Annotated in this window: 11 protein-coding genes; 7 read left to right on the top strand and 4 right to left on the bottom strand. The window is 69.3% G+C overall.

Annotated elements, in window-relative coordinates:
• Positions 1-213 precede the first annotated feature (213 nt).
• The 3 genes from AB0915_RS13985 (at position 214) to AB0915_RS13975 (ending at position 3,929) form a co-directional block, all read left to right on the top strand.
• Positions 214-1,989: an asparagine synthase C-terminal domain-containing protein gene (locus AB0915_RS13985; RefSeq protein ID WP_366691311.1), complete on the top strand. Its 1,776-nt coding sequence runs from the start codon at positions 214-216 to the stop codon at positions 1,987-1,989.
• A gap of 37 nt (positions 1,990-2,026) precedes the next feature.
• On the top strand, positions 2,027-3,388 hold the full coding sequence (locus AB0915_RS13980) for an aldehyde dehydrogenase family protein (protein ID WP_366691310.1): 1,362 nt from the start codon (positions 2,027-2,029) through the stop codon (positions 3,386-3,388).
• A gap of 358 nt (positions 3,389-3,746) precedes the next feature.
• Positions 3,747-3,929: a hypothetical protein gene (locus tag AB0915_RS13975; RefSeq protein WP_366691314.1), complete on the top strand. Its 183-nt coding sequence runs from the start codon at positions 3,747-3,749 to the stop codon at positions 3,927-3,929.
• A gap of 255 nt (positions 3,930-4,184) precedes the next feature.
• Here AB0915_RS13975 and AB0915_RS13970 read toward each other — a convergent pair whose 3' ends face one another.
• Positions 4,185-4,868 carry a YoaK family protein gene (locus AB0915_RS13970; protein WP_366691309.1) on the bottom strand — a complete coding sequence of 228 codons (684 nt, stop codon included), beginning with the start codon at positions 4,866-4,868 and terminating at the stop codon, positions 4,185-4,187.
• A 391-nt stretch (positions 4,869-5,259) separates the two neighbouring features.
• On the opposite strand from AB0915_RS13970, the gene AB0915_RS13965 reads away from it, so the two are divergent.
• From AB0915_RS13965 to AB0915_RS13950, 4 genes are all read left to right on the top strand, one after another.
• Positions 5,260-6,699: a cytochrome ubiquinol oxidase subunit I gene (locus tag AB0915_RS13965; RefSeq protein WP_366691308.1), complete on the top strand. Its 1,440-nt coding sequence runs from the start codon at positions 5,260-5,262 to the stop codon at positions 6,697-6,699.
• Complete coding sequence (locus AB0915_RS13960; protein WP_366691307.1) at positions 6,696-7,694, top strand: cytochrome d ubiquinol oxidase subunit II; 999 nt, start codon at positions 6,696-6,698, stop codon at positions 7,692-7,694. Before AB0915_RS13965 ends, AB0915_RS13960 begins: the two co-directional genes overlap by 4 nt.
• Positions 7,691-9,133: a rifampin monooxygenase gene (gene rox, locus AB0915_RS13955; protein WP_366691306.1), complete on the top strand. Its 1,443-nt coding sequence runs from the start codon at positions 7,691-7,693 to the stop codon at positions 9,131-9,133. Before AB0915_RS13960 ends, rox begins: the two co-directional genes overlap by 4 nt.
• Positions 9,134-9,448: 315 nt before the next feature.
• Positions 9,449-10,423 (top strand): alpha/beta hydrolase, encoded by a 975-nt coding sequence (locus tag AB0915_RS13950; protein WP_366691305.1) that lies wholly within the window; start codon positions 9,449-9,451, stop codon positions 10,421-10,423.
• Positions 10,424-10,767: 344 nt separating this feature from the next.
• Here AB0915_RS13950 and AB0915_RS13945 read toward each other — a convergent pair whose 3' ends face one another.
• The 3 genes from AB0915_RS13945 to AB0915_RS13935 form a co-directional block, all read right to left on the bottom strand.
• Positions 10,768-11,970, bottom strand: a complete 1,203-nt coding sequence (locus tag AB0915_RS13945) for an alpha/beta hydrolase-fold protein (RefSeq protein ID WP_366691313.1) — start codon at positions 11,968-11,970, stop codon at positions 10,768-10,770.
• A gap of 490 nt (positions 11,971-12,460) precedes the next feature.
• Positions 12,461-14,032, bottom strand: a complete 1,572-nt coding sequence (locus AB0915_RS13940; protein WP_366691312.1) for a N,N-dimethylformamidase beta subunit family domain-containing protein — start codon at positions 14,030-14,032, stop codon at positions 12,461-12,463.
• A 170-nt stretch (positions 14,033-14,202) separates the two neighbouring features.
• Entirely contained in the window at positions 14,203-15,495 is a 1,293-nt protein-coding gene (locus AB0915_RS13935) for a hypothetical protein (RefSeq protein ID WP_366691304.1), read from the bottom strand.
• Positions 15,496-15,557 lie beyond the last annotated feature (62 nt).

Raw genomic sequence — 15,557 nt, 5'->3', positions numbered from 1 at the left:
CGAGGTGGGCATGGTCACCGCCATGTTCCGCGCTGCGGCATCGACCAGGCCGGCCTCCAGGGCGGCGCGTTGGGAGGGCCACACCTGGATGACGGCACGCGACGCCGCCTCCCATGTGCCGGTCGGTCTTAGCCTGCCGCATCGGCACCACCGGAAGCCGTGGGAGCGGCGGCAGCAGTACGGAACACGAAACACCGAGGAGAGGAGCCGTCCATGGCACGCTTCTGCGTCTGCCTGTCCCCGACCACCCGGCAGGCCCGGGCCCATGTCGAGGCGATGGGCGCGGCCGGGACCGGCCGGGCATCCGTGGACGTCCCCGGGGCTGCCCTGGGGCTGATCACGAACGAACCCGGCCGCGCCGACGGCCCGTTCACGGCATTCGGCCTGACGGCGGTGGGTGAGGTCACCCTCCACAACCGCCCGGCCCTCCTGTCCGCGCTGCATGCCGAGGGGACCCCCGTACCTGCCCGCTGCTCCGACGGTGAACTGCTGCTGCGTTGCTGGGCGCGGCTCGGCGACGCGGGAGTGGCGCTGGCCGAAGGCATGTTCGTACTGGCCGTGCTGGACGGCACGGACCTGATCCTGATCCGCGACCACGTGGGCGCCCGGACGCTCTTCTACGCCCGCGCCGAAGGATCCTGGGCGGCCTCGACCTCGCTGCGGGCGCTGCGGCGCTGGCCCTCGCTCGGCACCTCGATGAATCTGTCCGCGGTCCGTTCGTTCCTCACCTTCGCCTATCTGCCGGGCGAGGAGACGCTCCTGACGGGCGTGCGGGAAGTCCTGCCCGGGCGGGTGCTGCGGCTGGCGGAGGACGGCGCGGTCACCGAGACCGTGCACTGGGAGCCCCACGAGCGCATCGCGGAGCCGGTACCGCAGGATCCGACGGAGCACGCCCTGGCCCTGCGGGCGCTCCTGGAGCAGGCGACGACCGCAAGGCTCCCGGAGGCGGAGCCGGCAGCGGTCCTTCTCTCCGGCGGGATCGACAGCTCCCTCGTCACCGCGCTGGCGACGAAGCTCCACAGCCATCCGGTGCACACGTACTCGATCAGCTTCGGCGACGAACTCCCCAACGAGCTGGGCTACTCGGGCCTGGTGGCCGCCCACTGCCACACCCGCCACCGGGTCCTGAACGTGTCGGGGAAGACGGTCGCCTCACGGCTCGCGGAGGCGGCTGCGCTCCTGGACAGCCCGGTGGGCGATCCGTTGACGGTCCCGAACCTGTTGCTCGCGGAGACCGTGGCCGCGGACGGCGCGTCGGTGGTACTCAACGGCGAGGGCGGCGACCCCGTCTTCGGCGGCCCGAAAAACCTCCCGATGCTGGTGCAGGAGATGCACCGTGAAGCGGGGGCGCCCTGGGACGAGGACCGGGCGACGGCGTATCTGCGCTCGTACCGCAAGTGCTGGACGGACCTCCCCACGCTACTGACCCCGCAGACGCTGGACGCCTTGCGGGACGCCCCGCGCCCGCAGCGGTTCGTGGAGCCGTATCTGACACCGGGCGTCGACAGCCCGCACCGCATGGGTCACCTCCTCAACCAGCTCCTGCACTGCAATCTGCGGACCAAAGGCGCACACCACATCCTGACCAAGGTGGAGCGCCTGACGGCGTCGCAGGGCATCGAGGGCCGGTCACCGCTCTTCGACCGCCGGGTCGTCGACCACGCGTTCGCGACGCCGCCGACGTTCAAACTCCGTGGCTCCGCGGAGAAGTGGATCCTCAAGGAGGCCGTGCGTGACCTCCTCCCCGACACGGTCGTCGACCGCCCGAAGAGCGGGATGCGGGTGCCGGTGCAGCAGTGGCTGACGGGTCCGCTGCGCGACCTCGGAAACGATCTGCTGCTGAGCCGGCAATCGGCCCACCGGGGCCTGTTCCGCCCGGACACGATCCGCGCCTGGATGAAGGGTGAGGGCACGCTCCTGCCCCGTCACGGCGGCAAGCTGTGGCTGGTGCTGACACTGGAACTGTGGCTGCGGTCATACGCGTTGTGAGAAACGAGCAGCAGGAAGCGACGAGCGGGAAGCAACGATGAACACTGAACTCACCGACCCTCGCACGGGGCGTCCCCGCGGCACCGCTCCCGTCTCCCGCGAGCCCGAGGTGGCTGCGGCCGTGGCAGCGGCCCGTACGGCGCTCGGCACCTGGAGCGCCCTGACCCCCAAGGACCGGGCGCGGCGCCTGGACCGGCTGGCGACGCTGATCGAGGACAGCGCAGCGGAGTACGCGGCTCGTGAGCGGGCCGGTACGGGCAAGCCGGATGCGGAGACTGCGGGCGAGATCGAGCAGGTGGCGGATCTGTTCCGCTTCTACGCGACGGCGGCACGGACCCGGACAGCCCCGGCGGCGGGCCGACTGGTGACCGGGCATGAGAGCTGGGTGCGCTGGGAGCCGATGGGCGTGGTCGGGGTGATCGTCCCCTGGAACTACCCGCTGATGATGGCGGCCTGGCGCTGCGCCCCGGCACTCGCCGCGGGCAACACGGTGGTGGTGAAGTCGGCGGAGACCACCCCGGACACACTGGAACTGCTGGCGGAGCACGCCGCGCGGACCCTGGGCGAGGGCGTGCTCCAGTCCCTTCCGGGAGACCGGCGGACGGGCCGGCTGCTGGTCGAGTCCTCGGTGGACATGGTCGCGTTCACGGGCAGCGGGCGGGCGGGCCTGGATGTGGCGGCGCGGGCGGGGACGCGCCGGATCAGCCTGGAGCTGGGCGGCAACGCCCCGGTCGTCGTTCTCCCGGACGCTCCGGCGGACACGTATGCGTCGCTCGCGGAAGCGGCCACGTACAACGCGGGCCAGAGCTGCGCGGCGCCGGCCCGGGTCATCACGCTCACGGAGAACTACGAGTCGACGGTCGCCCGCCTGGCGGAGGCGATGGGGGCCCGGCTGGCAGGCCGTGACTTCGGCCCGCTGAACAACCCGGACCAGGTGGCGCGTTACGACGCCCTGGTCGCCTCCTCGTCCGCGAAGCGACTGCTGGCGGCGGACATCGCCACACCGCCCGGCGAGGAGCACGGCCACTGGCGCGCGGCCCTTGTCCTGGCGGATCTCCCGCACGACGACCCGGCGGTCACCGAGGAAGTCTTCGGACCGCTCCTCACAGTCCAGCACGCGGACACCGTGGAGGCGGCCCTGGACCTGGCAAACAGGGTTCCGCAGGCCCTGGCGGCCAGTGTCTGGACGACCGACCTCGGCACGGGGCTCGAGCTCGCGGCCCGCCTCGACGCGGGCGAGGCCTGGCTCAACTGCCATCTGGTGCAGACGGCGGAGCTCCCGCACGGCGGGCGTGGCTCGTCCGGCCACGGTACGGACCTGAGCACGCTGGCGCTCCAGGAGTACCAACGGCCCAAGACGGTGACGGTGCGGCTGACGCCCAGCCTGCGCGAGAGCTGAGGCAGACGGCCACCGGACGACCTCGATTTCCTGCCCGCGGTGTCCGGATATCGGGCGTCGCTCTCCGGAACATGTGGTACCGGTCCGTTTCGCGGGTGTCTGCCTGGGATTACTTTGCCCGGATTTCGGTCATCCGGGCCCGGTCAATGTTGTCAAACCGAGAGCCTTTAAGTGTGGTTTACAGCCCGGGCGTACTTAATAGTTGGCTCCATTGAGCTCGGGTCAATGGGTCACGCACTACGGGAAGTGCCGACTCACGAACACACTCGAGGCGCTGAAACGATCACCGTCAGGGGTGTCGGTGTATCACGACAGTGCCTCTCTTGTAGTCACAAGTGGACTCATGAGGAGGAAACCCATGCGTGGTGCCAAGAGCGCCAAGTGGGTCGCGGGAGCGGCCATCATCGCCCTGGCTGCGACCGCCTGTGGCGGCGGCGACAGCGGCAAGGGCAAGGGGGGTGACAACGCCAACGGTGCCGTCAACCCGAACGGGTGGTGTGGTAGCCCCACTCCCCCAACTGCGCCACCACCTTTCGCCTAGTGATACCCGCAGCCCAGGACGGACTCGACGCAGAGCCCCGACTTGGACTGGTCTGCGGATCGTCGGACGACGACATCAACGACTGCACTGGCTAAGGGCTGTCCCGTAATCCCTGGCGGGCGCACGAGGACAGTTGCGGCACCTCGCCGCGTTGTCGGAACGCCCGCATTAACCCAGTATGAGGACGCCCCTCCGCCTTGCGATGCACCACATCTGACGCCGCGCGCTGATCCACCAGGGATTACGGGACAGCCCTTAGTGGGGCACAGGGCGCCGGAAGGACAGCGTGAGGGCCACAGTCAGCAGCACCAAGGGCAGGGCCAGAGCAGCCGCCCGTGCGTGGGTGACGAGAAGCGCCGCCAGCCCTGCTCCTGTCGGCAGCATCGCGATCACCGCAATGTTGTATCGCTCAACCTCTTTCCTGACGGCGAGTGCTACCAGCGCGCCGGTGAGAGCGCCCGTCATGTAGGTGGTCGAGAGATTCGGCCCGCCTGCGGCACGGATCATGCCGCCCTGGCATCCCATGCACACGGCCATGGCCGCCAGGAGGACCAGTTGGCCGGTGCCGGCCGGCTTGCCGTCCAGAGCGGCCCACGCCGTCATCGCACCGGTCATGATGATCACCTCTGCGAGCAGTGCGATCCGGGCACCGCTCCATCGTGCGCGGACCGGGACGGAAGCAACCCGACTGCCGAGAAGCACACCGCAGGTGTACGCGATGATCGCCAGTGCTGCGTGACCGGCCAGCAGCATGTCGTGGGTGGCGATGGCGAGACCGAACAGAGCAAGGTTCGCGGTCATCACACTGGTGAATACACCGCCGAGGGTCATGAAGCTGATCGCGTCGACCGCTCCCGTCGCCAGGGCCAAAAGCAGAACGGGAAAGGAGGACTTGAGGTTTCGTGGCTGAGCGAGCCACTGCTCGGGGGCCTGCGTCATGCATCGACTCCACATCGAGGTCGGATTCATGTGTGCACCACAGAACGTCTGACCCTGCACGGCAGCGTCGGTACGGACGTCATCGGGCTGTGCGCGGCGCACAGTGAAGCCGGACACTGTGCCGCGAGTCTAAAGGTTGTCCCGTCATCCCTGGCGGGGCAGCGCGCGGCGTCGGATGCGGTGCAGCACAAGGCGGAGGGGCGTTCGCATGCGGGATGTATGCGAACGTTCCGACAACGCGGCGAGGCGACGTGGCAGCGCCGTATCCGCCGCAGACCGCCAACGGACGTGACCTGGCCGGACCCCACCCCCTTGGGCCGACCGGGTGGAGTGTCCGCACGACGCGTGTCGGGCGACGCCGACGTCGTCGCTGCGCCAGAACCATGCGGGGATGCTGTCCGCCTTTGTCCCTTGCTCGCTCACCTTGCACGCCGTGGCCTCGGTGGGTGATCCGCCACAACTGCTCCCCGCACGTGAGCAGATGGCCTTCACCCTCGGCTTTCACATCATTCTTGTGCCATTCGGTGTAGCTCTGACCTCCCTCATGCTGATCGCGAACTACCGCGGACTGCGCCACGGCGACCATGACGCCCTTCTCCTCGCTCAGCGCTGGTCGAAGGTCGCTGCGGTTCTCTTCGCTGTGGGCGCCGTAACCGGCACCGTTCTGACGTTCGAGCTGGGCATCCTGTGGCCGGGCCTGATGGGCAGGTACGGCGCCGCTTTCGGCTTCCCCTTCGCCATCGAGGGGCTCTTCTTCTTCCTCGAGGCGATTTTTGTATCGATCTACATCTACGGCTGGAAGAGACTGCCGCCGTGGGTCCACTTCTGGACCGGTGTGCCTGTCGCGCTGTCCAGCATCGGCGGAGCTGCGGCCGTCATCGCTGCGAACAGCTGGATGAACCAGCCCGGCGGCATCACCGTGCGGAACGGACATGTGGTGGAAGTGGAGCCGGCCAGAGTGTTCTTCAATGGCGCCTTCTGGTTCGAAACGGTCCACATGCTGCTTGCGGCATACATCGTGGCGGGCTTCATGGTGGCGGGCGTGTACGCGGTCGGCATGCTGAGGGAGCGGCGTGACCACTACCACCGTGTCGGTTTCCTCACCGGTTTCCTGGTGGCGGCTGTCGCGCTGCCCGTGCAGATCTTCGTTGGTGACCTGGTGGCTCGCCAGGTGTTCAATAAGGAGCCGGCAAAGTTCGCGGCAATCGAAATGCTCCCGACCACTGGAACCCACGTGCCGGAGACAATGGGCGGGATTCTCGTCGATGGCCGGGTGAAGTACGGGCTCCAGATCCCTGATATGGGGTCCCTTCTGGCCGGCTTCAGGCCGTCAACGGAGATCCATGGGCTCGACGCGATTCCTGAAGCCGTTCGGCCGACCGATCGCGGCGTCAGCATCGTGCATCTGGCGTTCGACGTAATGGTGGGCACTTCGTTCGTACTGCTCGGCCTGGTGGTGTGGTTCGGGTGGCTGTGGTGGCGGCGGCGTGAAGTGCCACAGAACCGCTGGTTTTTGCGCGGCGCCGCGCTCAGCGGGATCGTTGCTCTTGTCTCGCTCGAAAGCGGTTGGGTCGTCACTGAGGTCGGCCGACAGCCCTGGACCGTAGTCGGGCATTTGCTCACCCGGGACGCCGTGACCACGGAGGGAAACCTCTGGTTCTTCTTCGCCGTTGTCCTGGCCCTCTACCTGGCCGTCGGAACGGGCGTCCTGTTGGTTCTGCGCTCCATGAAGCGGCGCTGGAGAGAGGAAGGCGATGCGTCTGTCAAGGTTCCCTACGGCCCTTCCAAGCCATTCGCCGAGGCCCACACCGGAGAAGAGCTCCAGTCATGAGCAATGCGGTTGCACTCATCATGTTCGTCGGCGTCATCGCCTATGCATTGTTCGGCGGTGCCGATTTCGGAGCAGGTTTCTGGGATCTGACAGCCGGTCAGGCCGACCGCGGCAGGCAGCCCCGACACTTGATCGACGTGTCGATCGGCCCGGTATGGGAGGCAAATCACACGTGGCTCATCTACTGCTTGGTCATTCTATGGACCGGTTTCCCCACAGCGTTTACCGCGATCACTTCGACGCTCTATCTGCCTCTCGCGTTCGCAGCACTGGGAATCGTTCTACGGGGCTCGGGGTTCGCCTTCCGGAAGGTCTCCTTGCGTACCGCTGAACAGCGGGTCTATGGAGTGATTTTTGCTGTCTCCTCGGTCCTGACGCCGTACTGTTTCGGCAGTGTGGCCGGGGCCATCGCGTCGGGCAGGGTTCCTTCACAGGGGAACGGGAACGCGGTGAGCTCTTGGATCAATCCCACCTCAGTTCTCGGCGGGGTTCTGGCGGTACTCGTGTGCGCCTATCTGGCTGCGGTCTATCTGACAGAGGCTGCACGGAAACAGCGGAGTGCGCGGCTTGAAACGTACTTTCGTCGGCGTGCACTGGTCGTCGCCGCTGTCACAGGCGCGGTCAGCCTGGCGGGTGTTCTGGTTCTGCGGTCGGATTCGCCCCGACTCTTCCATCAGCTCAGTCACCGCGGTCTACCGCTGATGATTGTGGCGGCGCTCAGCGGAGTTGCCGGCCTTCTGCTGCTGGGAGCCGGAAGGTCCCGCGGCTTGCGTGGGACAGCAGCGGTCGCGGTGGCCGCTGTCGTGGCGGGCTGGGGGGTGGCGCAGTATCCCTACCTGCTGGGGACGCATGTGTCGATCGCGGACGCGGCCGCGCCGGACTCGACGCTCTGGGTTCTTGTCGGTGTCGCATGTGCTGCTGTGGTCCTGATCGTTCCTTCGCTGGCCCTTCTCTTCAGCATGTACGAGCGTGGGCGCCTGAGCACACGCACGTGAAGAGGACTCTCTGCCGTGCAGGGCGCTGTGTCGGCGGCGGGCCGACCGGCTTGATGCTTGCCTGCGAGTTGCGGCTGCACGGCGTGCATGTGGTCGTGCTGGAGACGGACGCGGAGCCAACCAGGCAGGTCCGTGCGCTCGGTCTGCACGTGCGCAGTATCGAGGTGATGGACCAGCGTGGTCTTCTGGAGCGGTTCCTCGCACTCGGCAAGCAGTACCCGATTGGTGGTCTCTTCGCCGGCATCCGAAAGCCGCCGCCGGACCGGCTGGACACCGCGCATTCCTACATCCTCGGCATCCCGCAGACCGTCACCGAGCGCCTGCTGACCGAACGCGCCGTCGAGCTCGGCGCCGAGCTCCGGCGCGGCTGCGCACTGGTCGGGCTGAGCCAGGACGAGCACGGGGTGACCGCCCAGCTGGCCGACGGCACCGGACTGCGCTCGCGTTACCTCGTCGGCTGCGACGGCGGCCGCAGCACAGTGCGCAAGCTGCTCGGCGTCGGCTTCCCCGGTGAGCCAGCCGGAGTCGAGTGGCTGCTGGGCGAGACGGAGGTGGCCGTCCCGCCGGAGACGCTGGGCGCGGTGGCGGCCGCGCTCCGCACAACGCGCCTGCGGTTCGGCCCCGCGCCCCATGAGGACGGGGTGTACCGCTTCGTCGTGCGCGCCGAGGAAGTGGCCGAGGACCGCAGGGTGCCGCCGACCCTGGAAGAGTTCACACAACGGCTGCGGGAGATCGCCGGCACCGATTTCGGCGTGCACTCACCGCGCTTCCTGTCCCGCTTCGGCGACGCCACCCGGCTGGCCGAGCGCTACCGGGTCGACCGGGTGCTGCTGGCTGGTGACGCGGCGCATACCCACCCACCGATGGGCGGGCAGGGCCTGAACCTCGGCATCCAGGACGCGTTCAACCTCGGCTGGAAACTTGCCGCCGAGGTGCGTGGCTGGGCACCGGAGGGGCTGCTGGACAGCTACCACACCGAACGGCACCCGGTGGCCGCCGACGTGCTGGACAACACCCGAGCGCAGACCGAGCTGCTGTCCCCCGAGCCGGGTCCCCAGGCAGTGCACCGCATGCTGTCGGAGCTGATGGACTTCGAGGACGTGAATCGGTATCTGATCGAGAAGATCACCGCGATCGGCGTCCGCTACGACTTCGGCGAGGGCCACGCACTGCTCGGCCGGCGGCTGCGGGACGTGGGACTGAAACAAGGGCGCCTCTACGAGTTGATGCACGGCGGCCGCGGACTCCTGCTCGACCAGACCGGCCGACTCTCGGTGGCGGGCTGGGCAGATCGGGTCGACCACGTCGTCGACGTCAGCGAGGAACTGGACGTGCCCGCGGCGCTGCTGCGGCCGGACGGCCACGTGGCGTGGGTCGGTGACGATCAGCGGGATCTGCTCAGCCAGCTGCCCAGGTGGTTCGGCGCTGCCGCCGGCTGAGCGCGCGGTTGCGGCTCGCAAGGGACGCGGTGGTGCTCGTCCGGCGTGTAGGCCCGCACGATCGAGGTGGTGGTGAGGATACGGGCGGGAGCCCAGGTGGCGAGTACGTCGGGCGGTAGGCCGGGCGCTTCCTGAGCGCGGCGTTGACCGACAACCGGTGCTCCGCCCTCGGGAGCAGGTCCTGGCATGCCCGGCGAGGCCGGCCCTGGATCCGATGCCCCGCCCCTTTCACCCGGTCGGACGGCGCCGCCGGGCCCGGCGGCGCCGATGGGTGAACGCTGAGGTGCTGTTGACCTCAAGGGAAGCGAGAACGGGATGACCACATGGGCGAACTCCGGCACACAGCCTCGAATGCTGCGCGCACACGTCACCGTCGCCGGATGTGCATTGGCCCTGTGCGCGTCCGCGGCAGCTCCGGCTGCCGCGGAAGGCGACCCGACCGTCACGAAACCCACCGTGGTCCTGGTGCACGGCGCGTTCGCTGACGGCTCCAGCTGGAACGGGGTCATTTCACGCCTTGAGCGCAGCGGCTACACCGTCATCGCGCCTGCCAACCCGCTGCGCGGTCTGTACAACGACTCGACCTACATCGCCTCGGTACTCGACAGCATCAAGGGCCCCGTCGTCCTGGTGGGCCATTCCTACGGCGGCGCTGTGATCAGCTCGGCCGCGGCCGACAACCCGAGGGTGAAGTCGCTCGTGTACGTGTCGGCGCTGATGCCCGATGTGGGTGAGAGCGGCATGTCGCTGGCCGCACGGTTCCCCAGTGAACTGGGCACCGCCACCAGGTCCGTCCCGTACCGGGAGAGCGGCCGCAGCGGGACCGACCTGTACCTCAAGCGCGACAAGGTTCACCAGGTCTTCGCCGCCGACCTGCCGCAGAGCGAGGCTAATCTGCTGGGGGCCACCCAGCGGCCCGCCGCTACGACCGCGTTCTCCGAGAAGGCCAAGGTCGCGGCCTGGAAGCACATCCCGTCCTGGGCGCTCGTCGGACGGCAGGACAAGACCATCAGCCCGGATCAGGAACGCTTCCAGGCGAAGCGTGCAGGTTCGCACACGGTGGAGATCAACTCCTCCCACGTGTCCTTGATCGCCCATCCCGCGGCAGTCGCCGACCTGATCCTCCGGGCGGCCGGAGCTCCCTCCTCGGCCCGGCCGTCCCGGGTGGCTGCCGGGTCTGCGAATGACGTCCGCCCCAAGGCCGCCTTGGCTGGTTTCGCGGGAGCGTCACTGGCCTCCGGCGCAGGGGCCGTCCTCCTCGGCCGGCGGCTGCGACGCACGCGCCGCTGACGGCGGGCCGACACGGCGCGCCCCTCACGCGTCCTCCTCTTCGGGGCCGACGAGCGGTAGCGCGCCTAGGGCGTGTTTCGAAAGTCCCGCCTGGCTGGCGACGCCTGGCACGCACGCTCGCCGCGTTGTCGGGCTCGCCCCGATACGCCCAGTATCGGGGTGACCCTCCGCCTTGCGATCGCACGCACCAGACGCCGCCAGGCCCGCCCTACGGGCGGACGGCGCTCCTTTCGAAACATGCCCTAGCTGCGCCCTGGCTCGGCTCGCAGGTTCGATCCAACAGTGCTGGATCTCCGTCGTCGCCGCGGCACTCACTGAGCTGACCGCAGCCCACGACGGCGTCCTCACCACAGATGATCCACGGGCCGCACCCGGGCGCCCCGGCCCGGCTCGCCCCCATCGATCGGATGTGCCTCGCGGGAGCGGCCCGGCCCGCGTGGGGACGTCATTTCGGCCGTCAGCCAGCGGAAGACCTGCGGCACTTGGCGTTTCCAGACCCTGATCGTGTGCGGCCCGCGCGCCTCGACCACCACCACCCGCGTCGGGGGTGCTGCCGCCCGCCGCAGCGCGAGGCCGTCACGGTAGCCGTCGTTGCGCCGGCCCGAGAGGTACAGCGCGACGCGCGGCGGGGTGGTGGCGTGGCGCAGGATCCACAGCGGATTGTTGACCCGCCGCAGCTTCGGGTCCCCGGCCGTGAGGGAGACCCGCTCGGCGGCCGGGTCGTTGTAGCCGGAGAGGCCCACGGCGGCCCGGTACCGGTCGGGGTGGGCGAGCGCCATTTTCACGGCGCAGTGTGCCCCGGCCGAGAAACCGGCCACCGCCCAGCCTCTCGCACGGCTCTGCGCGCGGAAGGTATCGATCACCATTTGCCGGACGTCCACACTCAGCCAGGATTCGGCGTCCACGACACCCGGAACGTTGGCGCACCCGGTGTCCCGGCCTGCCAGCAGATTGGTGCGCGGCTCCACGAGGATGAACGGGGCGATCTCCCCACTCCGCATCCCCGCCTCCAGCTGCGACTGCACCCGCAAGCCGCTGAACCACGCCTTCGCCGATCCGGGGAATCCGCCGAGGAGCTCGACCACGGGGAACTTCCGGTTCCGGAAGGCCGGCTGGTTGTACTGGGGCGGCAGCCATACGTACACCTCGCCACGCACCCCCGACACCCGACCGCTCAGCCGGGTGACGCGGACGCCCGGGCCCATGCGGGCGTCATGCGCCGGACTGAAGTCCTGGACGACCTTCGGCTCGTTCGCCGCTCGTTTGTGGTCCCCGAGTCCGTCGCGCCCGAGGTTCGGCGCGGCGACGATGTGTTGTCCGGTGCCGAGCAGATCGGCCCAGTTGTCATACAGGCCGTTGGCGTTGTTGACCATCACGAAGACGCTCAGCACGGCCGACGCCTGCGCGAGGACGACCATCGCCAGGCGCACCGCGCCGCGCACCAGGGCGGGGCCGCGTACCCGGCCCCACAGCAGCAGGGGCAGCAGCACGGTGACCACGGCGAGCGCGATCGTGGTCAGGGAGAACGGTGTCCCCGTCAAGCTCATCACGCCTGGGAGGATGCCGTACGCGCTGCACTGGTTACCCGCTTTTCCACCTTTTTACGTCGAACGCGAGAGATCGAGGAACGCCGTGTTGACGCCAGGAGCTGTCGACCCGTGTCCTCTCGGCCCGGTCTCCCCGCGCGCGGGGGCTCCGACGCGCCGGTGTGCTGCCGTCCCCGGACGAGTCGGCAGGGGTGGCCAAGCGGGTCAGTCCGTGGCGGTCCGAGAGCTGGGCTTGCGCAGGCCGGATGGCCCCGACGACGTTCTCGGCGGTGCCGGAGACCGCAGGGCGATTATCCGGACGGGGCGCTCGGGCCCCGTCCCGGCCAGTGGCCGCACTGCCCGCCTGCGCCCTCGGCACCTGCGTCGGCGTGCGCCCCGCCGTCACAGCCGGTGCCTCCCTGCTCTCGCTGGGGCCGCTCGTTCGGCACCATGACCCGGATGCGGAGGAAAACGAGGGTCTGCGGAACGTGATCGGAGACGACGGACAAGTTCAGGGTGGCGGCGGCGGGTAGAGGGTGCTCGCGTTGCTCCGGGGCTTCGGCCTGTTCCTGCCGCACGGGCCCTGCGCGAACGCTCGGATCAGGTTCTCCGTCGTGCGCGTGACGAACCGCCCCGTGCGTGCGTCCATTCCGTGGTTGCGTCCGTTGTCCCGAGTTCCGGCCATGAGGGCCTCGACCCATCGCATCGTCCCGGTGGCGAAGACGCCCGATCCGCTCGGCACGGTGTAGTACGCGGAGTCGGAATGACTTGGCTTGCCCTTGTAGAAGAGTGGGGAGTGCGCAACGACCTCAAGCGGCGCCGGGGTGGGCATCCCCGGCGTGACCCGGTCGTACTCCACCCCGACCAGATGGTCGAAGGAGTCTCCGCGTCTGACCCCGGTCCCTTCGAAGAGCCAGTGGTCGTCGGCATGGACCACATACGGGGCGTCGACCGGATAGCCCTCGTAAAGGACGCCGGTGAGGGAGGATTCGGGGTCGGCTCCAGGCGGCTGTCGGAAGTCATGTGTCGGCAGGGCCGGATGGTCTGCGAGGTACGGGTCTGCGCGGTAGTCCGATTTGTAACAGACCACTGTGCGTGCGTCGCCGGTGGGTCCCCGCTCCAGCCTGATCCGGCGGAAGCAGGCGTTGGCGCCGAGGAAGGCCACATTGGTACCGGAGTCACGCGCCCGGGTCACGTGGTCCCGTTGCTGTGGGCTCCAGTACTCGTCGTGGCCCAGGGAGAGCGCCGCACGGGCGCCGTGAAGCACGCCGGGCTCGCGGTGGACGTCCACCCCCGTGGTGTAGGCGAGCGGAATTCCCAGCCGCTCCGCGAGAACGACTAGCGCCCTCTCGTAGACCATGAACTTCTCGGCACCGCTGCGGTCATAGGGCCGGTCGAAGCTGACAGCGAGCGACCGGGTCCCGTACGCACCGTCCTCGCCCTGATAGAGGCTGTACCCGCCCCAGGCGTTGTACGCCTGCCAGGTCGACGCCGCGTGCATCACAACTGTCCTGCCCGCGCCGGACACCGAGCGGACGATCAACGGCACATAGCGCTGGTGGCCGTTGTCCGCCTCCAGTCGGAGCAGGTACGCACCCTCCGGCCAGCCCTCGGTGCGTACGCCGAGCGTGCGCTTCCAGTCGGCCCGCACGGTGCGGGTGACCTCCAGCAGCCGGGGCGGGGCCTGGACCGAGCCGGCGATACGGCGCGAACGCCACACCAGGCGCGCCTGGTGTCCCCCGTACCAGCCGACCCGGTAAGCCGAGACCCGGAAGCCGGAAGCGGTCGTGGAGACGTACAGACCGAACTCCTCGCCCGGCAGCACGCTGACTTTGTCGGTGTATCCCTGGACGGCCTCGGGCGTTCCCTCCGAACGGATACGCCAGTCGGGGTTTCCCGCACGGGTCCGCTCACCGTCCCCGGTGGACGGGGTGGCACCGGGCGAGGTGGTCTCGCTGCGGGGCCCCTTCACAACGGAGGAGCGGCAGCCGGCCGCCATCGCACCAGCCACGGCAACAGCGAGGAAATGCCTGCGCTCCAGACGACCGGGCGCCCCGTCGTCCTGTCTCTCGGCCCGCTCCATCTGATCCGCCAAGTGTTCCCGCCGCGACACCGTCACCGCCGATCGTCCCCCGGCACGCGCCCGCGGACGAGCCGAATCGGGCACACGGGTCAGCGCCCGTGGTGACCCCCACCCTGTGGCCGACACCGAGGACGGGCGCGTGGACGCTCGCCGCCGCCCCTTGCCGTGGATCACGATGCGAGGACGCGGCCTGCGGCAACTGCTGACGCCACGGTGCCGCCGATGACGACGCCCCAGGCAGCGACGACCGGGACGCGGGTGCTCCAGGTGCGCAGCGCGGGCGAGGTCGTGGCTCGGGCGAGGAACGCGTCGCGACCGCGAAGTACCGCAAGGCCGACGCCGGTCAGGGTCAGCGCCATGCCGGCACCGAACGACGCCACCATCGCGATGGCCGCGCCGACCCGGCCGGTCAGCAGTCCACTGAGGAGGACGAGGAACGCCGACGGGGAAGGGAGCAGGCCGCCGGATGTGCCGAGCAGCAGGATGCCGCGCCAGGTGAGCAGAGACGTGGACGTCGGGATGTGGTGGCTGTGGTCGTGGTGGTGATCGTGGTCATGCCCGTGATGGTGGCCATGGCTGTGGCCGTGTTTCCGGTTGATCAGGTGGCGCCGGAGCAGGCCGATGCCCACGGCGACCACGACCAGGGCTGCGATCAGCTGCAGCCAGTTCGTGACCGCTGCGACGTCCGGTGCGTGCTGGGCGGCGAGCCACCAGCCCACGGCGAGTACGGCGACCGATGCCGTGTGCATGACGGCCACGATGGCGCCGAGCCACACCGCGTCACGTGCCCTGCCCTGGCCGCCCACGAGGTACCCGGCTGCGAGCGACTTCCCGTGACCGGGGGCGCAGGCGTGGAAGGCGCCCACCGCTGCGGAGACGAGAAGGGCCAGTGGCAGTACGACTCCGTGGTCCAGCAGTGCCGCAAGGTCTGTGGTCCATATGGTCGACGGCCCCGTGGATGCGGTGACGGCGGAGCTGCCGGCTCCGCCGAGGGCGAGGGTAAGGGTGGGGTCGCTCGCCGTGTGCAGGCCGCCGCCGCCCTTCTCGGTCACGGAGATCGTGCGATAGGCCTGGTTGACGTCGGTCAGCGCGGTGATGGTCAGGGCGACCGTGTCCACGGGTTCGGGGCAGGTGTAGTGGATCAGGGCGCCCTTGCTCGCGAGCTGCAGGGTGTCCACTGCGCCCAGCCGGCACTCGCGCCCGTCCTGGCGCACGGTGATGTGCGAGCCGAGGTAGGCCGCGTCGTCCCCCCTGGCCGCCTGGTGCAGGACGTCCAGGTCGTTGCGCTGGGCCGACCAGGTAATCTCGACGGCGCGGCCTTGGGCCTTGACCTGGGCGACCGGCGGTGTACCGAAAGGGTGTGCCTCGGCCATGCCTGCGGCGCCGAGCAGCGCCAGTGCGGCAGCGAGGCCGATCAGCAGGAGACGGGCGGCGTAGCTGCGGGTGGCGCGGAGGGTGTGCACAGTGGTGGTCCCGTCGGGAGTGGAGCGCCGCGAGTTGCCTCCCCTGGCGGGGGAGGCAACTC

This window comes from Streptomyces sp. NPDC048411, from assembly GCF_040704695.1.
GTDB lineage: Bacteria > Actinomycetota > Actinomycetes > Streptomycetales > Streptomycetaceae > Streptomyces.
The sequence above is the reverse complement of the archived record's forward strand: the minus strand, read 5'-3'. Positions and strand labels throughout refer to the sequence as shown.